Below are 14,513 nucleotides of genomic sequence, written 5' to 3' on the forward strand. Positions count from 1 at the left end.
TCGCTTGTTGCGCGACGGCCTGTTGTCGTCACGTTCACCACGCACCGGACCGGCTCATGCGGCGGTAGCCAGGACGCGCGCAACTGCCCGGCGACCTTTCAGGGACCGTTGCGATCAGCCGCCGTGCGTTCGGAGCCACCCGGTGATTCCGCCGACCACATCCTGCTCAATGCCGTAGTAGCCGTGGGGCGAGAGCGAACCGCAGGCCCTGTCCGAACGCTGCAATCCGCCGCCAACTGTCAGGACGCGAACGCTCGGCGAGTGCGTCATGGCCGCAGCAATGCGAGGAGCCATCTCGGGCGGGGCCACGTCGCATGCGTCGTCGCGGTTGGCTACGACCAGTACCGGAACGCGCACGCCTTCCGGATCAGCCTCGAAGACCGTCTCGGTGCTCCGTCGTCCGGGCACGGACACGGACTCGGTCAACACAAGGCCCGCAATGAGACCCGGCCGGGCGTGGGCGGCCCCGTTCATCGCCGCGATCGTCCCCTGGCTGGTGCCGACCAGGAAAACGGGCGCAGGGGCTTGGTCCCGGGCGTAGGCCGCCAGACCGTCGACCAGCCGACCGTAGACCGGGGAGCTTCGCAGACCCCGCAGGTTCGCCTGATCGACGGCGTCGGGGATCAGCACGGCGTAGCCTCTTGCCACCCAGTCCGCCCGCGTGCGGACGACGAAGTTGTCCTGGTGGCGCAGGTCGCCGTCGCGCCGAACGCCGATGTCGCCAGAGCCACCCGGCAGCATGACGAGCGTCGCCCGGGGGTGAGGCGGTGCGTCGTAGAGGACGCGCTGGTCCAGACCGTCCCCGAGCGGCAGATCCACCACCCGCTCTCCCGCAACATGGGCCTGCTCCGCCGGTCCGCTCTGAGCGATGGCCGGGGTACCGAGCAGGCCGACAGCGGCGAGCGAGAGCAAAGATTTACGCAGCGTCATAGGGGCCACCCGGTTTCCGCATCTCGCCGATCTTCAGGCACTCGCGCGCTACCATAGGATGTGGAGGCGAGCCGAACCACCGGCAGGCAAACGGTTCGAGAGCCCAGGTTTGGTCGCAGGTGGGGGCGACCGCGGCGTCTGCCCATTCGTTTCGGGCTCAGAAGAAGACCGTCCCATATCCACCCGACCCGGACGCTCCTGCCGGTCCCGAGCCTCAGATGTCCACCCCGCGAACGGATCGCCCGGACGGTCTCTCGCGCCGGCGGCCGCGCACCCGGTGGGATCGATCTCCGAATGTCGGTTCGGCGCGGGGAAGACAAGACAAACGGGGAAAGACAGGTCGACCCTGCTCTCCGCACGACAAATTATGGAACATCATTCCGTTGACCGCCCTCTTTGACAAGGGTTAGAAATAGCCTGATTTCGCAGCAACGCTCGATCAATGGGCGGCGGAAGTCCAGACAAACGCAAGAACAGTTCCAGACAATAGCATCGCGCGCGCAGGTGCGCGGGTCGATCGCATGCGAGTGCGATGCGGCACTCGTCGCGTCGTGGCCGACCCATGTCGAGCGCCGCGCGGTCCTTGTCGCCCAGACGGAGACGAAAACCGATGAGTGGACCGGGTCTGAGCGTGAGCGCCTCGGCGGCACGCAATCTCGCAACCGCGACCGTCACCTCGGTCCAGAACGCGGCCAACACCCCCCGCTGGTTCCATCGCCTGCTGCCCTTCGTGGACGTCGCCGGCGGCGTCTACCGGGTCAACCGCCGGGCGGTGGTGCTGGCCAAGCCCGGCCGGATCGAGCTGTCCAACGACGCGGGCGACCGCGCCGTGCGCCCGGCCTCGCTGCGGCGCATCCCGCTGTTCAGCCGGCTCGGCGACAACGAGCTCGCGGCGCTGGCGGGCAAGTTCACCGCCTCCCAGCACAAGGCCGGCGAGATCATCGCCGAGGAGGGCTCCACCGGCCGCAGCCTGACCGTGGTGGCGGACGGCACCGTCGAACTCACCCTGTCCGGCCCGTTCAAGGGCCGCCTGCGCCAGGGCCTGGCGACGGGGGGCGACTACTTCGGTGACGGCGACCTCGTCGGCGAGAACACGCCCGCGCCCGCCGTGAAGGCGCTCTCGGCGGTGACCCTGCTCACCCTCGACCGGGCCGCGATCGAGGACGAGGGCATCCGCTCGCGCATCACCCAGTATGTCGAGGAGCGCGACCGCCTCAAGGGCCACACCAATTCCCACGGCGAGCAGGGCATCGAGCTGCTCGCGGTCCATACCGGCGAGCCGCGCCTGCCCACCACCTTCGTGGATTACGAGGAGGACCCGCGCGAGTACCACCTCTCCACGATCCAGACGATCCTGCACACCCATACCCGCGTCACCGACCTCTATTCCAACGAGATCGACCAGCTGCGCGAGCAGATCCGGCTCACGGTCGATGCCGTGAAGGAGCGGGAGGAGTGGGAGCTCTTCAACAATTCCGAGTTCGGCCTGCTCCACGAGGTCAGCCAGCGCCAGCGCATCCCCACCCGCGGCGGCCCGCCCACCCCGGACGACCTCGACGAACTGCTGACGCTCGTCTGGAAGAAGCCCGCCTTCTTCGTGGCCCATCCCCGCGCCATCGCGGCCTTCGGCCGGGAGGCGACCCGGCGCGGCGTGCCCCCGGTGGTGATCCACCTGTTCGGCTCGCCCTTCCTGACCTGGCGCGGCGTGCCGATCGTACCGAGCGACAAGCTGCCCATCGACATCGACCCGGTGACCGGCGCCCAGACCACCTCGATCCTGCTGCTGCGCGTCGGCGAGGGCGAGCAGGGCGTGGTCGGCCTGCAGAAATCCGGCGTCACCGGCGAGATCGAGACCGGCCTGTCGGTGCGCTACATGGGCACCAACGACCATTCCATCGCCTCGCACCTCGTGACCCGCTACTTCTCGGCCGCCGTGCTGGTGGAGGATGCGATCGCACGCCTCGATAACGTGCTGCTGGGCAACTACCATGACTACGCCTAGCGCGCCGTCCGTCGGCCTCCCCGCGGGGCTGTTCGGCGATACGGCGCATGCGGACCTCGTCGGGCGCCTCGCCCGCGAGATCTACGGTCAGGGTCAGGCGGCCTCCGCGCCCCTGACCCCCAGCCTGCCGCAGACGCCGCAAGCACCGCAGGCCCTGGAGAATCTTCCCCAGGGCCTCGGCCACCCCCTCGCCCCCAAGGGGGATCTCGCCACGCCGTCGATCCCGGCGGGCTCGGCGCCGTCCGGCCTCCAGCCCGACGCCTCGGCGCTCGGCGCCCGCAGGTTCGGCGCCCCGCCGGTCGGCCTGTCCGGTCTGACGGGGCCGGGTTTCGCCCAGCACTCGGCCTTTCCCTCGGCCTTTCCCTCGGTCCATCCCGAGGCCCAGGGGCCGCGCTCGGGCCTGCCCGAGTTCTTCGTGCCGAGCGTCGCGGACGTGGCCGCCTTCCTGCCCGGCGGCCGCGACCTCCACGCCACCATCGCCCAGGACCACCCGCGCGCCCATGCCTTCGCGCAGGTTTTGGCCCCCTCCCTGGTGCCCGAGGCCCCCGGCCATGAGGGCAAAAACACCTCCCACCAGAGCGCCTCGCACAAGAACACCGCGCACAAGAACACCTCCCACAAGGACGCCTCGCGGGAGACCGTTTCCCGCAGCGGCCGGACATCCCCGGACGCGGCCCGAAAGGCCGAGATCGCCGAGGCGCCGTTCTCGTCGGGCGACTACTACTTCCTGACGGACAGGTACTTCCTGACGGACAGGAGCCGGACGGGCGGGGCCGCGCCCGCCCCGTCGTCCCGCGTCGAGCCGGGCCACCGGCACGCCCCGCATCTCGCCGCGCAAGGGACGAGCCCCGTGGCGGCGCCCTTCGACGTGGAGCGGGTCCGCAAGGACTTCCCGGCCCTGCACCAGAGCGTCAACGGCCATCCCCTGGTCTGGCTCGACAACGCGGCCACCACCCACAAGCCCCAGAGCGTGATCGACATCACCTCGGAGTTCTACGCCCGCCACAACTCGAACATCCACCGGGCGGCGCATACGCTGGCGGCCCGCTCCACGGACCTGTTCGAGGGCGGGCGCGAGCGGGTGCGCCGGTTCCTCAACGCGGCCTCGACGGACGAGATCGTCTTCCTGCGCGGGACCACCGAGGCGATCAACCTCGTCGCCAATTCCTACGGCCGCTCGACGATCGGCCCGGGCGACGAGATCATCGTCAGCCAGATCGAGCACCACGCCAACATCGTGCCCTGGCAGCTCCTGACCCAGGCGACGGCGGCGACCCTGCGGGTGATCCCGGTCAACGACCGGGGCGAGATCATCTTCGAGCAGTTCGCGACCCTGCTCTCGGGCCGCACCAAGCTCGTCTCGGTGACCCACGTCGCCAACGCGCTGGGCACCATCAACCCGGTCTCCGAGATCATCGCGCTCGCCCACGCCTACGGGGTGCCGGTGCTGGTGGATGCGGCCCAGTCCTCGCCGCACATCCCGCTCGACGTGCAGGCGCTCGATGCCGACTTCCTGGTCTTCTCCGGCCACAAGGTGTTCGGGCCGACGGGGATCGGCGCCCTCTACGGCAAGCGCGCGCTCCTCGAGGCGATGCCGCCCTGGCAGGGCGGCGGCCACATGATCGAGGACGTCACCTTCGCGCGGACCGTCTACAAGGGCGTGCCCGAGAAGTTCGAGGCGGGCACCCCCGACATCGCCGGGGCGGTGGGCCTGGGAGCCGCCCTCGACTACCTGGAGAGCGTCGGCCTGCCCGGCATCGCGGCCTACGAGCACGACCTGCTCGACTACGCGCAAGCGGGCTTGGCCGAGGTGAAGGGCCTTCGCCTCATCGGCACCGCCCACCACAAGGCCAGCGTGATGTCCTTCGTCATCGACGGGCACGAGAACGAGGCGGTGGCCCGGCACCTCGACGCGCGCGGCATCGCGGTGCGTTCCGGACACCACTGCGCCCTGCCGGCCCTGCGCCGCTTCGGAATCGACCAGTCGGTGCGGGCCTCGCTGGCCTTCTACAACACCCGCGCGGACGTGGACGCCTTCCTCGAAGGCCTCCACGCCCTGCCGCGCCGCTGAGCGACGCGGGACGCCGGCCCCCAGGGCCGGCGTCCCCTATTCCACGGTGACGGATTTCGCGAGGTTGCGGGGCTGGTCGACGTCTTTCCCCATGAAGACGGCGGTGTGGTAGGCGATGAGCTGGATCGGCACCGCGTAGACGATGGGCGCCACCACCGGGTCGAGGTCGGGCATGGTCACGGTGGCCATGGTGTCGAGGCCGGCGGCGGCCGCGCCCTTGGCGTCGCCGATCAGGATGATGCGCCCGCCGCGCGCGGCCACCTCCTGCATGTTCGAGACGGTCTTCTCGAAGATCGCGTCGTGGGGGGCGATCACGATCACCGGCACGCTCTCGTCGATCAGCGCGATCGGGCCGTGCTTGAGTTCACCCGCCGCATAACCTTCCGCGTGGATGTAGCTGATTTCCTTGAGCTTCAGCGCGCCCTCCAGCGCCATCGGATAGCTGGTGCCGCGCCCCAGATAGAGCACGTCGCGGGCCTTCGAGACCTCGCGCGCCAGCCCCTCGATCTCGCCCTCCAGCCGGGTGGCCTCCGCCATCAGGCCCGGCACGGTGATCAGCGCGTCGACGAGGCGGCGCTCGGCCTCCGCGTCGAGGGTGCCGCGCGCCCGGCCCGCCGCGATGGCGAGGCACAGGAGCACGGTGAGCTGGCACGAGAACGCCTTGGTGGAGGCGACCCCGATCTCGGGGCCGGCCAGCGTCGGCACGGTGGCGGAGGCCTCCCGGGCGATGGTCGAGGTCGGCACGTTCACCACCGCCAGGGTGTGCTGCCCCTGCGCCTTGGCGTAGCGGAGCGAGGCCAGGGTGTCGGCGGTCTCGCCCGATTGCGAGATGACCAGGGTGAGCCCGTCCCGGTCCAGCGGCGGCTCGCGGTAGCGCGCCTCCGAAGCCACGTCGATCTCGACGGGGAGCCGGGCCAGGCTCTCGAACCAGTACTTGGCCACCAGCCCCGCGTAGTAGGCCGTGCCGCAGGCGGTGATCGAGATCCGCGACAGCTTGGCGAAGTCGAAGGGCAGGGCCTCGGGCAGGGCGACCCGGCCGTTGGCGAGGTCGACGTAATGGCTCAGGGTGCGGCCCACCACCTCGGGCTGCTCGTGGATCTCCTTGCCCATGAAGTGGCGGTGGTTGCCCTTCTCCACCCGGTAGGCCTGGGCGACGATGCGCTGGCGCTCGCGGGTCACGGGCCGGCCGGCGATGTCGCGGATCTCGGCGCCGGCGCGCGACAGGATCGCCCAGTCGCCCTCGTCGAGGTAGGTGATCGCTTCCGTGAAGGGGGCGAGCGCCAGGGCGTCCGAGCCGAGATAGGTCTCGCCCTCGCCGAAGCCGATGGCGAGCGGCGCGCCGTGGCGGGCGCCGATGAGGAGGTCGTCGTGGCCCGCGAACACGAAGCCGAGCGCGAAGGCCCCGTGCAGGCGCGGCAGGCAGGCGGCCACCGCCTCGACGGGGCCTAGGCCCCCGTCCATGGCGTGGCTGACGAGCTGGGCCACCACCTCGGTGTCGGTCTCGCTCTCGAAGCGCACGCCCTGGCCCTGAAGCTCGGCCTTCAACTCGCGGAAATTCTCGATGATGCCGTTATGCACGACGGCGAGGCGCGCGGTCGCGTGCGGGTGGGCGTTGGTCTCGTTGGGGCGCCCGTGGGTCGCCCAGCGGGTGTGGCCGATGCCGATGGCGCCGCTCAAGGGTTCGTCGCGCAGGCGCATCTCGAGGTTGCCGAGCTTGCCCTCGGCCCGGCGGCGCTCAAGCCGCCCCTCCGTCAGGGTGGCGATGCCGGCCGAATCGTAGCCGCGATATTCGAGCCGGCGCAGGGCTTCCACCAGCTGCCCGGCCACGGCGTCCCGTCCGACGATGCCAACGATTCCGCACATGGGTTTTCCGTGTCTTTCCAAAGTCCGGGCCTGCCACGATCCGCGCGGGTCGGGCCACGCGCGGAGCCGCGTCGTCCCGGCCTTGTATCGGATCGGGACAGGGCGAGGCCAGCCACGCTTCGCCGGGCCGGAGGCGGTCCGGTTCCGTCTGGCGGATCCTGCGCCGGCAATCCTGAACGGGGGCTTGCACGCCGCCGCCGAGGGTCCGCTCCGGCGTCGGCGTGGTTTACGGCTTCCTCGCCCGCGCGGCCTTCTCGGCCTGGAGGGCCGCGCGCTTGCCCGGCGCCCAGCCGGCGACGACGCGCTGGCGCCCCCGCGAGACCGCCAGCGCCTCGTCCGGCACGTCCGAGGCGATCACCGAGCCGGCGCCGACGATGGCGCCCGCCCCGACCTGCACGGGGGCGACCAGCGCGGTGTTCGAGCCGATGAAGGCGCCCGCCCCGATCGTGGTGCGATGCTTGTTCACCCCGTCGTAGTTGCAGGTGATGGTGCCGGCCCCGAGATTGGCCCCCGCCCCGACCTCGGCATCGCCCACGTAGGTGAGGTGGTTGGCCTTGGCGCCCGCCCCCATGCGGGCGTTCTTGACCTCGACGAAGTTGCCGATGCGTGCCCCCGTCTCCAGCACCGCGCCGGGGCGCAGGCGGGCATAGGGGCCGACCTGCACGCCGGGCGCCAGGGTGGCGCCCTCCAGATGCGAGAAGCTGTGCACCACGCATCCGTCCCCGACCGTCACGCCGGGCCCGAACACCACGTGAGGTTCCACGAGAACGTCCCGCCCCAACACCGTGTCCACGCTGAAGAAAACGGTTTCCGGCGCGATCAGCGTCGTCCCCGCCACCTGCGCGGCGCGGCGCAGGCGCCCCTGGATCTCGGCCTCGGCGACCGCGAGCTGGACCCGGTCGTTGACCCCTTGCGCCTCCGCCTCGGCCACCGGCACCACCGCGACGGGCAGGCCGTCCGCCACCGCGAGGGCGACCGCGTCGGGCAGGTAGTACTCGCCCGCCGCGTTGGCGTTGCCGATGCGGGTGAGGAGGGACAGGGCGTGGGCGCCCGACAGGGCCATCAGCCCGGCATTGCACAGGGTGACGGTGCGCTCGTCCGCGCTCGCGTCCTTCTCCTCGCGGATCGCCAGCACCCGGTCGCCCTGCGTCAGCACCCGGCCGTAGCCCGTCGGGTTCCCGGTCTCGAAGGCCAGCACCGCGACCGCCGCGCCCTCGGCGAGCGGCGCGCGCAGGCGGGCGAGGGTGGCGGCGGTGATCAGCGGCGTGTCGCCGAAGGCGATCACCACGTCGTCGCCGACCGCACCGGAAGCGCCCTCCTCCAGGACGCCCTCCTCCAAGACGCCTTCCTCCAAGACGATGCGGGCGGCGAGCACCGCATGCGCGGTGCCGAGGCGCTCGGCCTGGGGATGGACCGAGGCGCCGGGCGCCAGGGTCGCGATCTCGCGGGCGACCGCCTCCTGTCCGGGCTCCACCACCACGGCGATGCGGCCGGCCCCCGCCTCCCGCGCGGCGGCGAGCACGTGGCCGAGCATGGTCCGGCCGGCGACCCGGTGCAGCACCTTGGGCAGATCCGAGCGCATCCGCGTGCCCTTGCCGGCGGCGAGCACGATGGCGGTGAGGCTGCGCCCCGCATTCTGGATCGTCTGGTCCGTCATCGAGGGTTCCGCCGCTGGCCAAGCTGTTGCTCCCTGCCGGCTAAAGCGCGGGCGGGGCACTTTCAAGTCTTGGCTCTTCCGAGTCGGGCTCTTGCAACTCCGGGCTCTTGCAACTCCGGGCTCTCGCAAGTCGGGCTCGGAACGAACGGTCCGGAGCCCTTCGGCGTTGACCGGCGCGATTCGGGACGGCTTAAGAACCGGTTCAGGGCGCTGCATGGTAGATCACCCTTCGCCCTCGTCCTTCGCCTTCTTCCTTCCGCGCGCCCGCGCCGACCAGACGGACCCGATGACGCCGCCGAACCCGGACTTCCTCGACGACCCGTCCGCCGGCGGCCCCAGCCGCCGCACCGTGCTCCGGCAGGCCGGCCGCGCGGCCTTCGCAAGCGCCCTGGCCGGCGGCCTCGCCGCCCTGCCCGGCCGGGCCCTGGCCGACGAGGCCCCGTCCCTGCCGGCCGACGGCGCGCCGTTCCAGCCCGGCCTGGTCGCGGATCTGGCCCGGGCCCTGGCCAAGCGCCCCTACGCGGCGCCGCGCACCGACGACCTGCCCGACGCGCTGACGGGCCTCAACCGCGAGCAATATGCCGCCATCCGCACCCGGCCCGGCAGCGCCGTCTGGGCCGAGGCGGGCCTCGGCTTCACCGTGGAGCCGCTGCATCGCGGCTCGGTGTTCCGCTCCCGCGTGGCGCTGGCCCTGGTGGAGGAGGGGGTCGTGCGCGCCCTGCCCTACGACCCGGCCCGGTTCGAGACCGAAGGCGTCGCCCTGCCGGCCCTCAAGGACGATCCCGGCTATTCGGGCTTTCGCCTGCGCGCCCGCTTCCGGGGCGGCGATCTCGCCGACTTCGCGGTGTTCCAGGGCGCCTCGTTCTTCCGCCTCGTCGCCACCGGCCAGGGTTTTGGCGTGACGGCGCGGGCGCTCACCCTGCGCCCGGCCGACGCGAAGGGCGAGGAATTCCCCGAGTTCCGCGCGGTCTGGATCGAGCGGCCGGGCCCCGGCGGCCCCCTCGTCCTGCACGCCCTGGTGGATTCGCCCTCCGCCACGGCGGCCCTGCGCATGAGCCTGCGCCCCGGCGACGCCTCGCTCTGCGACGTCGAGGGCACGGTCTTCGCCCGCGCGGCCATCGACCATCTCGGCCTCGGCGGCATGACCACGAGCTACCTGTTCGGACCCCACGACCGGCGCGGCGCGGACGACGCCCGCGCGGGCGCCTATGCCAGCGGCGGCCTGCAGATCCGCACCGGGTTCGACGAGGCGATCTGGCGCCCCGTGCGCAACCCCGAGACCCTGCAGATCTCCGCCTTCGTGGACGAGAACCCGAAGGGCTTCGGCCTGATGCAGCGGGCGCGCGGCTACGGCGCCTTCCAGGACGACGTGCAGCACTGGGAGTGGCGCCCCTCGCTCTGGCTCGAGCCGCTGGGCGCCTGGGGCCCGGGCGCGGTGACGCTCCTGGAGATCCCCAGCGATTCCGAGTTCAACGAGAACGTGCTGGCCTATTGGCGCCCCAAGGCGGCCCTGGCCGCCGGGGCCGAGCTGCCCTTCAGCTATCGCCAGCACTGGTGCTGGCAGCCCCCCGAGCCGCCCCCCGTGGCGCAGGTCTCGGGCACCCGCAGCGGGCGGGGCACCGAGAACCGGCGCCTGTTCCTGGTGGACTTCACCGGGCCCGGCCTCGCCGCCCCCGGCGACATCCAGACCCAGCTCGGCGTCGCCCCGGGGGCGATCACCGCGAGCACCCTCTACCGCTACCCCGAGCGCGACACCCTGCGGGTCGCCTTCGAACTCGACCCCAGGGGCGAGAAATCCTGCGAGCTGCGGCTCAACCTGCAGCGCGCCGGCACGCCGCTGACCGAAACCTGGCTCTACCGTTGGACCCCGTGAACGCACCCACGCTCCCCCCCGACGCGGACGCCCGCGCCCTCCCCGCCCCCTTCGCCCCGGCGATGCCCCCCGAGGCGCCGCTGCCCATGCCGGTGCAGGACCTGGCGCACTGGGATCCGGCCACCGGCCACCGGCCGGCGCAGCCGCACCGGAAACCCTGGCTCGCCCGCGCCTTCGTCTTCGGCGGGGCCGCGCTCCTCACGGCCTACGGCGCCCTGCAGATGTACGAGGTGGTGGCGGTCTCGGGCGGCACCACGGCGCTGCAGTACGTGCTGCTCGCGCTCTTCACCCTGAACTTCTCCTGGATCGCCCTCGCCTTCACCGGCGCGATCCTGGGGTTCCTCGTGCTGCTGCGCGGGCTGAAGAGCCCTGCCCTGCCGACGCATCTGGCCACCCGCACGGCGGTGGTGATGCCGGTCTACAACGAGGCCACCGCGCGGACCTTCGCCGCCATCGAGGCCATGCGCGCCGAGATCGACGCCACGGGCCTCGGCGCGGCCTTCGACTACTTCGTGCTGTCGGATTCGACCCAAGGGGACGCCTGGGTCGCCGAGGAGCGCGCCTTCCTCGAACTGCGCGCCCGCTGGGGGGACGACGCCCGCCTGTATTACCGGCACCGGCCGAAGAACCACCACCGCAAGGCCGGCAACATCGGCGACTTCGTCTCGCGCTGGGGCGCCGCCTACGACCACATGCTGGTGCTCGACGCCGACAGCCTGATGACCGGCCCCTGCGTCGTGCATCTCGCCGCCGCCATGGAGGCGGACCCGGATGCCGGCATCATCCAGTCGCTGCCGCTCATCATCAACCGCAACACCCTGTTCGCCCGCGTCCAGCAATTCGCCGCGCGCATCTACGGGCCGGTCATCGCCACCGGCCTCTCGGTCTGGTCGGGCCGCGACGGTAATTACTGGGGCCACAACGCCATCATCCGCACCCGCGCCTTCGCGGCTGCCTGCGGGTTGCCGGACCTTCCGGGCAAGCCGCCCTTCGGCGGGCACGTGCTCTCCCACGACTTCGTGGAAGCGGCCCTGATCCGGCGCGCCGGCTGGAGCGTGACCATGCTGCCGGCGCTGCCGGGTTCGTACGAGGAGAGCCCGCCCTCGCTCATCGACGTGGCCGTGCGCGACCGGCGCTGGGCGCAGGGCAACCTCCAGCACAGCCGCATCATCGGCGCGGCGGGCCTGGCCCTCGCCTCGCGCCAGCACTTCGCCACCGGCATCGCCGGCTACGTCGCCTCGCCCCTGTGGCTGGCGCAGCTCGTGGTCGGTATCGCCCTGGTGTTCCAGACCGCCTACGTGCGGCCGGAATACTTCACCTCCGAGTTCGGGCTCTATCCCGTCTGGCCGCGCTTCGACCCCGTGCGCGCGCTCCAGCTCTTCGGGCTCACCATGGGCATCCTGCTCGCCCCGAAATTCCTGGGCCTGATCCTGGCGCTGATCGACGGGCCGGTGCGCCGGGCCTGCGGCGGGGGCATCCGCCTCGTCCTGTCGAGCCTGATCGAGATCCTGCTCTCGGCGCTGATCGCCCCCATCGCGATGCTGATCCAGTCGGGCTCGGTGTTCCAGATCCTCCTCGGGCGCGACACCGGCTGGAACCCGCAGCGGCGCGACGACGGCTCGATCCCGCTCCGGGACATCGTGCGCCGGCACCGCTGGCACATGGCGCTCGGGCTCGTCACGGGCATCGCGGCCTTCGCCATCGCCACCTCGCTGTTCCTCTGGATGTCGCCCACCATCCTCGGCCTCGTGCTGGCGATCCCGATCTCGTGGGCGAGCGGCCAGCTCGGCCTCGGCCTCGCCCTCAAGCGCCTCGGCCTGCTGATGACCCCCGAGGAGCGCGTGCCGCCCGCCATCGCCACGCAGGCGGGGGCCCTGAGCCGGCGCAACGCGGAAGCCGGCCTCGACGATGCCGACGCCCTCGCCGCCCTCCACGGCGATCCGGACCTGGCGCGGGCCCATGCGGCGATGCTGCCCGAGGCCGCCCCGCGCCCCCGCGGCGTCATCGATCCCGACCGGGCGCTCGCCCAGGCCAAGGTGGTGGAGGCCGAACGCGTCGACGAGGCCCGGACCTGGCTCACCCCCAAGGAGCGCATGGCCCTCCTCCACGACCGCGCCCTCCTCGACCGCCTCACCCGCCTCGTCCCCTGAGGCGCGCGCACCCGGCGGGTTTACCGCCGGGGACGGGGTGCGCTCCGAACTGGGAAACAACACCCGGTTAATTTTTTCCTTCACCCCCCGCTGCGAAGGCTCGCCGACCGTTGACCTGCGCGCGCAAAGTCGCGCGATATCAGGTCCAAGAATGATCCGGTCGAAGAATGCGTTCCTCGGGAGCGGAAGCGGTCAATGAACAACATAGAAAAGCTGATGCGGGATCTCTCGAAGGACACGAATGGTGAGCCGCAGGTTGCCGCCCCAGAACAAGGTGGGCCAACCTCCTTGGCCAATATCCTTCGGGTCATCGGTCCTCTCGACAAGTTGTCGTCGGATCTCCCTCCGACGCGCCACTCTCCGCCGCAGGACTGGTCGGATCTGATCGAGCGGGTTCGCGCGGCCGCGGCGCGGGTCCGCGAGGTCGAAGCCGATGCGCAGGAGCAGGAGCTGCGCGTTCGGGAACTCCTGGACCGCGTGCGCGAGGACATGAAGGCGGCCAACGAGCGGGCTCTGGCCGCGGAGACCCATGCCCGCGACGTTCAGATCCGCACGGAGGCCCTGCTGCGGGCCGCCGAGGAGCGGGTCCGGACCGCCGAGACGCGCGCGCAGATGGCGGAGGAATGGCTGGCGCAGGTGTCCCAGACCATCGTCGACGAGTTCCACGGCCCTGCCGCCGAGCGGCTCACGGCCTAAGCCGCGCCCTCCTGCGGCGCGGAGGCGAACCCTCCCGCCGCAGGCCGCCCCGCCCGGATGCCCCCGCGGCGCTGGCCCGGCGTCCGAATCCGTCGGTTTATCGGCCGCCGCCGCCCCTCATGCTTCTCTGCCGGCAGGTACGGCCCATGTCCTCGTAGCCCGCAGGACAGCGGCGGACACAGGCCCCGGCCGCGTACTTGAGCGGAGGCCGGCACGCCCGACTGAAGCGCTGTTCCTGAAACAGGAAATCCTTGGCGGGGCTCTGCGCGGCTGCCGGAACGGACAGGCCAAGGGGCAGGACGACCACGGCCGTCACCATGGCTGCGTAGGAGAGGCGGTTCATCGATCGTCCCACATGGAAGGCTTCCGTATCAGATTAGCCCACGCGGCGCCGGAGCGAAGCCCAAATCCGTCATCCCAAAGGGATCAACCGGATTTGGTACGAGTTCGCGCCGGGCACCCTGCATCGTCGCCCTATCGCTTCTCGGCCGCGCTATCGCTTCTTGCCCAACTCCGCTGCGATATCCTTGGTCAGGCGGCCGACCTTCCGATGGGCCGCCGTGAGCTGGTCCTGCGTGACGCCCCATCGCTTCATCCAGAACTCCACGGCCTTGCGCTCCGACAGGTCGAGACGCTCCTTGTCGATGAAGCCGCGTTTGTCTTTCAGGCCTGCCATGGGTGGTCCGCTGAAGGGGGCCGCGTGAGGGCCCTGAGGGATGCGTGGGGCGGTGGGGTGTCGTGAGCGAGCGTGACGCGTGCGGGCGCGGTGCCGTTCGGCGTCACGCTCGGTGTGATTTCAGCGGGTCGGAGCGCTCGTGCCCTTGCCGGCCGCTCCGGGCGTGGAGCCGGAGCCGGCATCGTTGGCCCCGGTGCTGTTGGTGGTGCCGGAGCGGCTCTTGTCACCGGTCGAGGGGCCGCTGCCCGCGGCACCGGGGGACGAGCCTGCGCCCGCATCATTCGGGCCGGTGCTGTTCAGGGTGCCCGATCGGGTGGTCCCGGAGCCGCCCTCGGCAGCGACGGCGACCGATCCGAGGGCCAGCGTTGCAGCGATGGCGAGTGTGATGGCCTTCATGGCGTTTCCCTCCTGTTGGCGTGACGCACGCTCCCGGTAACGCCAGGGCGATGTGCGACGTTCCGGCACAGGACGGCGAGCACCGCCGGTATCGGGGCGTTGCCCAGCGTGACGTTGCCCGAACTCGCCAGGATGTCCGCGTGGGGATAGCCGAACACGGCGACACCTTCACCGAGCCGGGTGCCCATCCTCAGGGAGG

At 71.5% G+C, this 14,513-nt stretch carries 11 protein-coding genes; 5 read left to right on the forward strand and 6 right to left on the reverse strand.

Going from position 1 to position 14,513, the window contains the following annotated elements; translation table 11 throughout:
* Positions 1-114 precede the first annotated feature (114 nt).
* Positions 115-930 (reverse strand): alpha/beta hydrolase, encoded by an 816-nt coding sequence (locus OF380_RS22860; protein ID WP_264047906.1) that lies wholly within the window; start codon positions 928-930, stop codon positions 115-117.
* A 610-nt stretch (positions 931-1,540) separates the two neighbouring features.
* Here OF380_RS22860 and OF380_RS22865 point away from each other — a divergent pair.
* Both OF380_RS22865 and OF380_RS22870 read left to right on the forward strand, forming a co-directional pair.
* The gene (locus tag OF380_RS22865) at positions 1,541-2,932 is read left to right on the forward strand and encodes a family 2B encapsulin nanocompartment shell protein (RefSeq protein ID WP_264047908.1); all 1,392 of its coding nucleotides are present in this window, start codon (positions 1,541-1,543) and stop codon (positions 2,930-2,932) included.
* Positions 2,919-5,003 carry a family 2A encapsulin nanocompartment cargo protein cysteine desulfurase gene (locus OF380_RS22870; protein ID WP_264047910.1) on the forward strand — a complete coding sequence of 695 codons (2,085 nt, stop codon included), beginning with the start codon at positions 2,919-2,921 and terminating at the stop codon, positions 5,001-5,003. Before OF380_RS22865 ends, OF380_RS22870 begins: the two co-directional genes overlap by 14 nt.
* A 36-nt stretch (positions 5,004-5,039) precedes the next feature.
* Here OF380_RS22870 and glmS read toward each other — a convergent pair whose 3' ends face one another.
* Together glmS and glmU are read right to left on the reverse strand one after the other, a co-directional pair.
* The gene (gene glmS, locus OF380_RS22875; protein ID WP_264047912.1) at positions 5,040-6,866 is read right to left on the reverse strand and encodes a glutamine--fructose-6-phosphate transaminase (isomerizing); all 1,827 of its coding nucleotides are present in this window, start codon (positions 6,864-6,866) and stop codon (positions 5,040-5,042) included.
* A gap of 226 nt (positions 6,867-7,092) precedes the next feature.
* Positions 7,093-8,523 carry a bifunctional UDP-N-acetylglucosamine diphosphorylase/glucosamine-1-phosphate N-acetyltransferase GlmU gene (gene glmU, locus OF380_RS22880; protein WP_264047914.1) on the reverse strand — a complete coding sequence of 477 codons (1,431 nt, stop codon included), beginning with the start codon at positions 8,521-8,523 and terminating at the stop codon, positions 7,093-7,095.
* Positions 8,524-8,809: 286 nt separating this feature from the next.
* Between glmU and OF380_RS22885 the strand changes: the two genes are divergently transcribed.
* The 3 genes from OF380_RS22885 to OF380_RS22895 all read left to right on the forward strand — a co-directional run bounded on the left by OF380_RS22885 (position 8,810) and on the right by OF380_RS22895 (position 13,242).
* Positions 8,810-10,396, forward strand: a complete 1,587-nt coding sequence (locus tag OF380_RS22885) for a glucan biosynthesis protein (RefSeq protein ID WP_404810628.1) — start codon at positions 8,810-8,812, stop codon at positions 10,394-10,396.
* Positions 10,397-10,458: 62 nt separating this feature from the next.
* Entirely contained in the window at positions 10,459-12,546 is a 2,088-nt protein-coding gene (mdoH, locus tag OF380_RS22890) for a glucans biosynthesis glucosyltransferase MdoH (protein WP_264051453.1), read from the forward strand.
* Positions 12,547-12,834: 288 nt separating this feature from the next.
* Positions 12,835-13,242 carry a hypothetical protein gene (locus OF380_RS22895; protein ID WP_264047917.1) on the forward strand — a complete coding sequence of 136 codons (408 nt, stop codon included), beginning with the start codon at positions 12,835-12,837 and terminating at the stop codon, positions 13,240-13,242.
* A 97-nt stretch (positions 13,243-13,339) separates the two neighbouring features.
* Here the strand turns inward: OF380_RS22895 and OF380_RS22900 are convergent, their stop codons facing one another.
* The 3 genes from OF380_RS22900 to OF380_RS22910 all read right to left on the reverse strand — a co-directional run bounded on the left by OF380_RS22900 (position 13,340) and on the right by OF380_RS22910 (position 14,314).
* Positions 13,340-13,585, reverse strand: coding sequence for a hypothetical protein (locus tag OF380_RS22900; protein WP_404810496.1), 246 nt, complete (start codon positions 13,583-13,585; stop codon positions 13,340-13,342).
* Between the two features lie 150 nt (positions 13,586-13,735).
* The gene (locus tag OF380_RS22905) at positions 13,736-13,918 is read right to left on the reverse strand and encodes a DUF3606 domain-containing protein (RefSeq protein ID WP_264047919.1); all 183 of its coding nucleotides are present in this window, start codon (positions 13,916-13,918) and stop codon (positions 13,736-13,738) included.
* A gap of 120 nt (positions 13,919-14,038) precedes the next feature.
* Positions 14,039-14,314 carry a hypothetical protein gene (locus OF380_RS22910; RefSeq protein WP_264047922.1) on the reverse strand — a complete coding sequence of 92 codons (276 nt, stop codon included), beginning with the start codon at positions 14,312-14,314 and terminating at the stop codon, positions 14,039-14,041.
* Positions 14,315-14,513 lie beyond the last annotated feature (199 nt).

The sequence above is a fragment of the Methylobacterium sp. FF17 genome (assembly GCF_025813715.1).
Taxonomy (GTDB): domain Bacteria; phylum Pseudomonadota; class Alphaproteobacteria; order Rhizobiales; family Beijerinckiaceae; genus Methylobacterium; species Methylobacterium flocculans.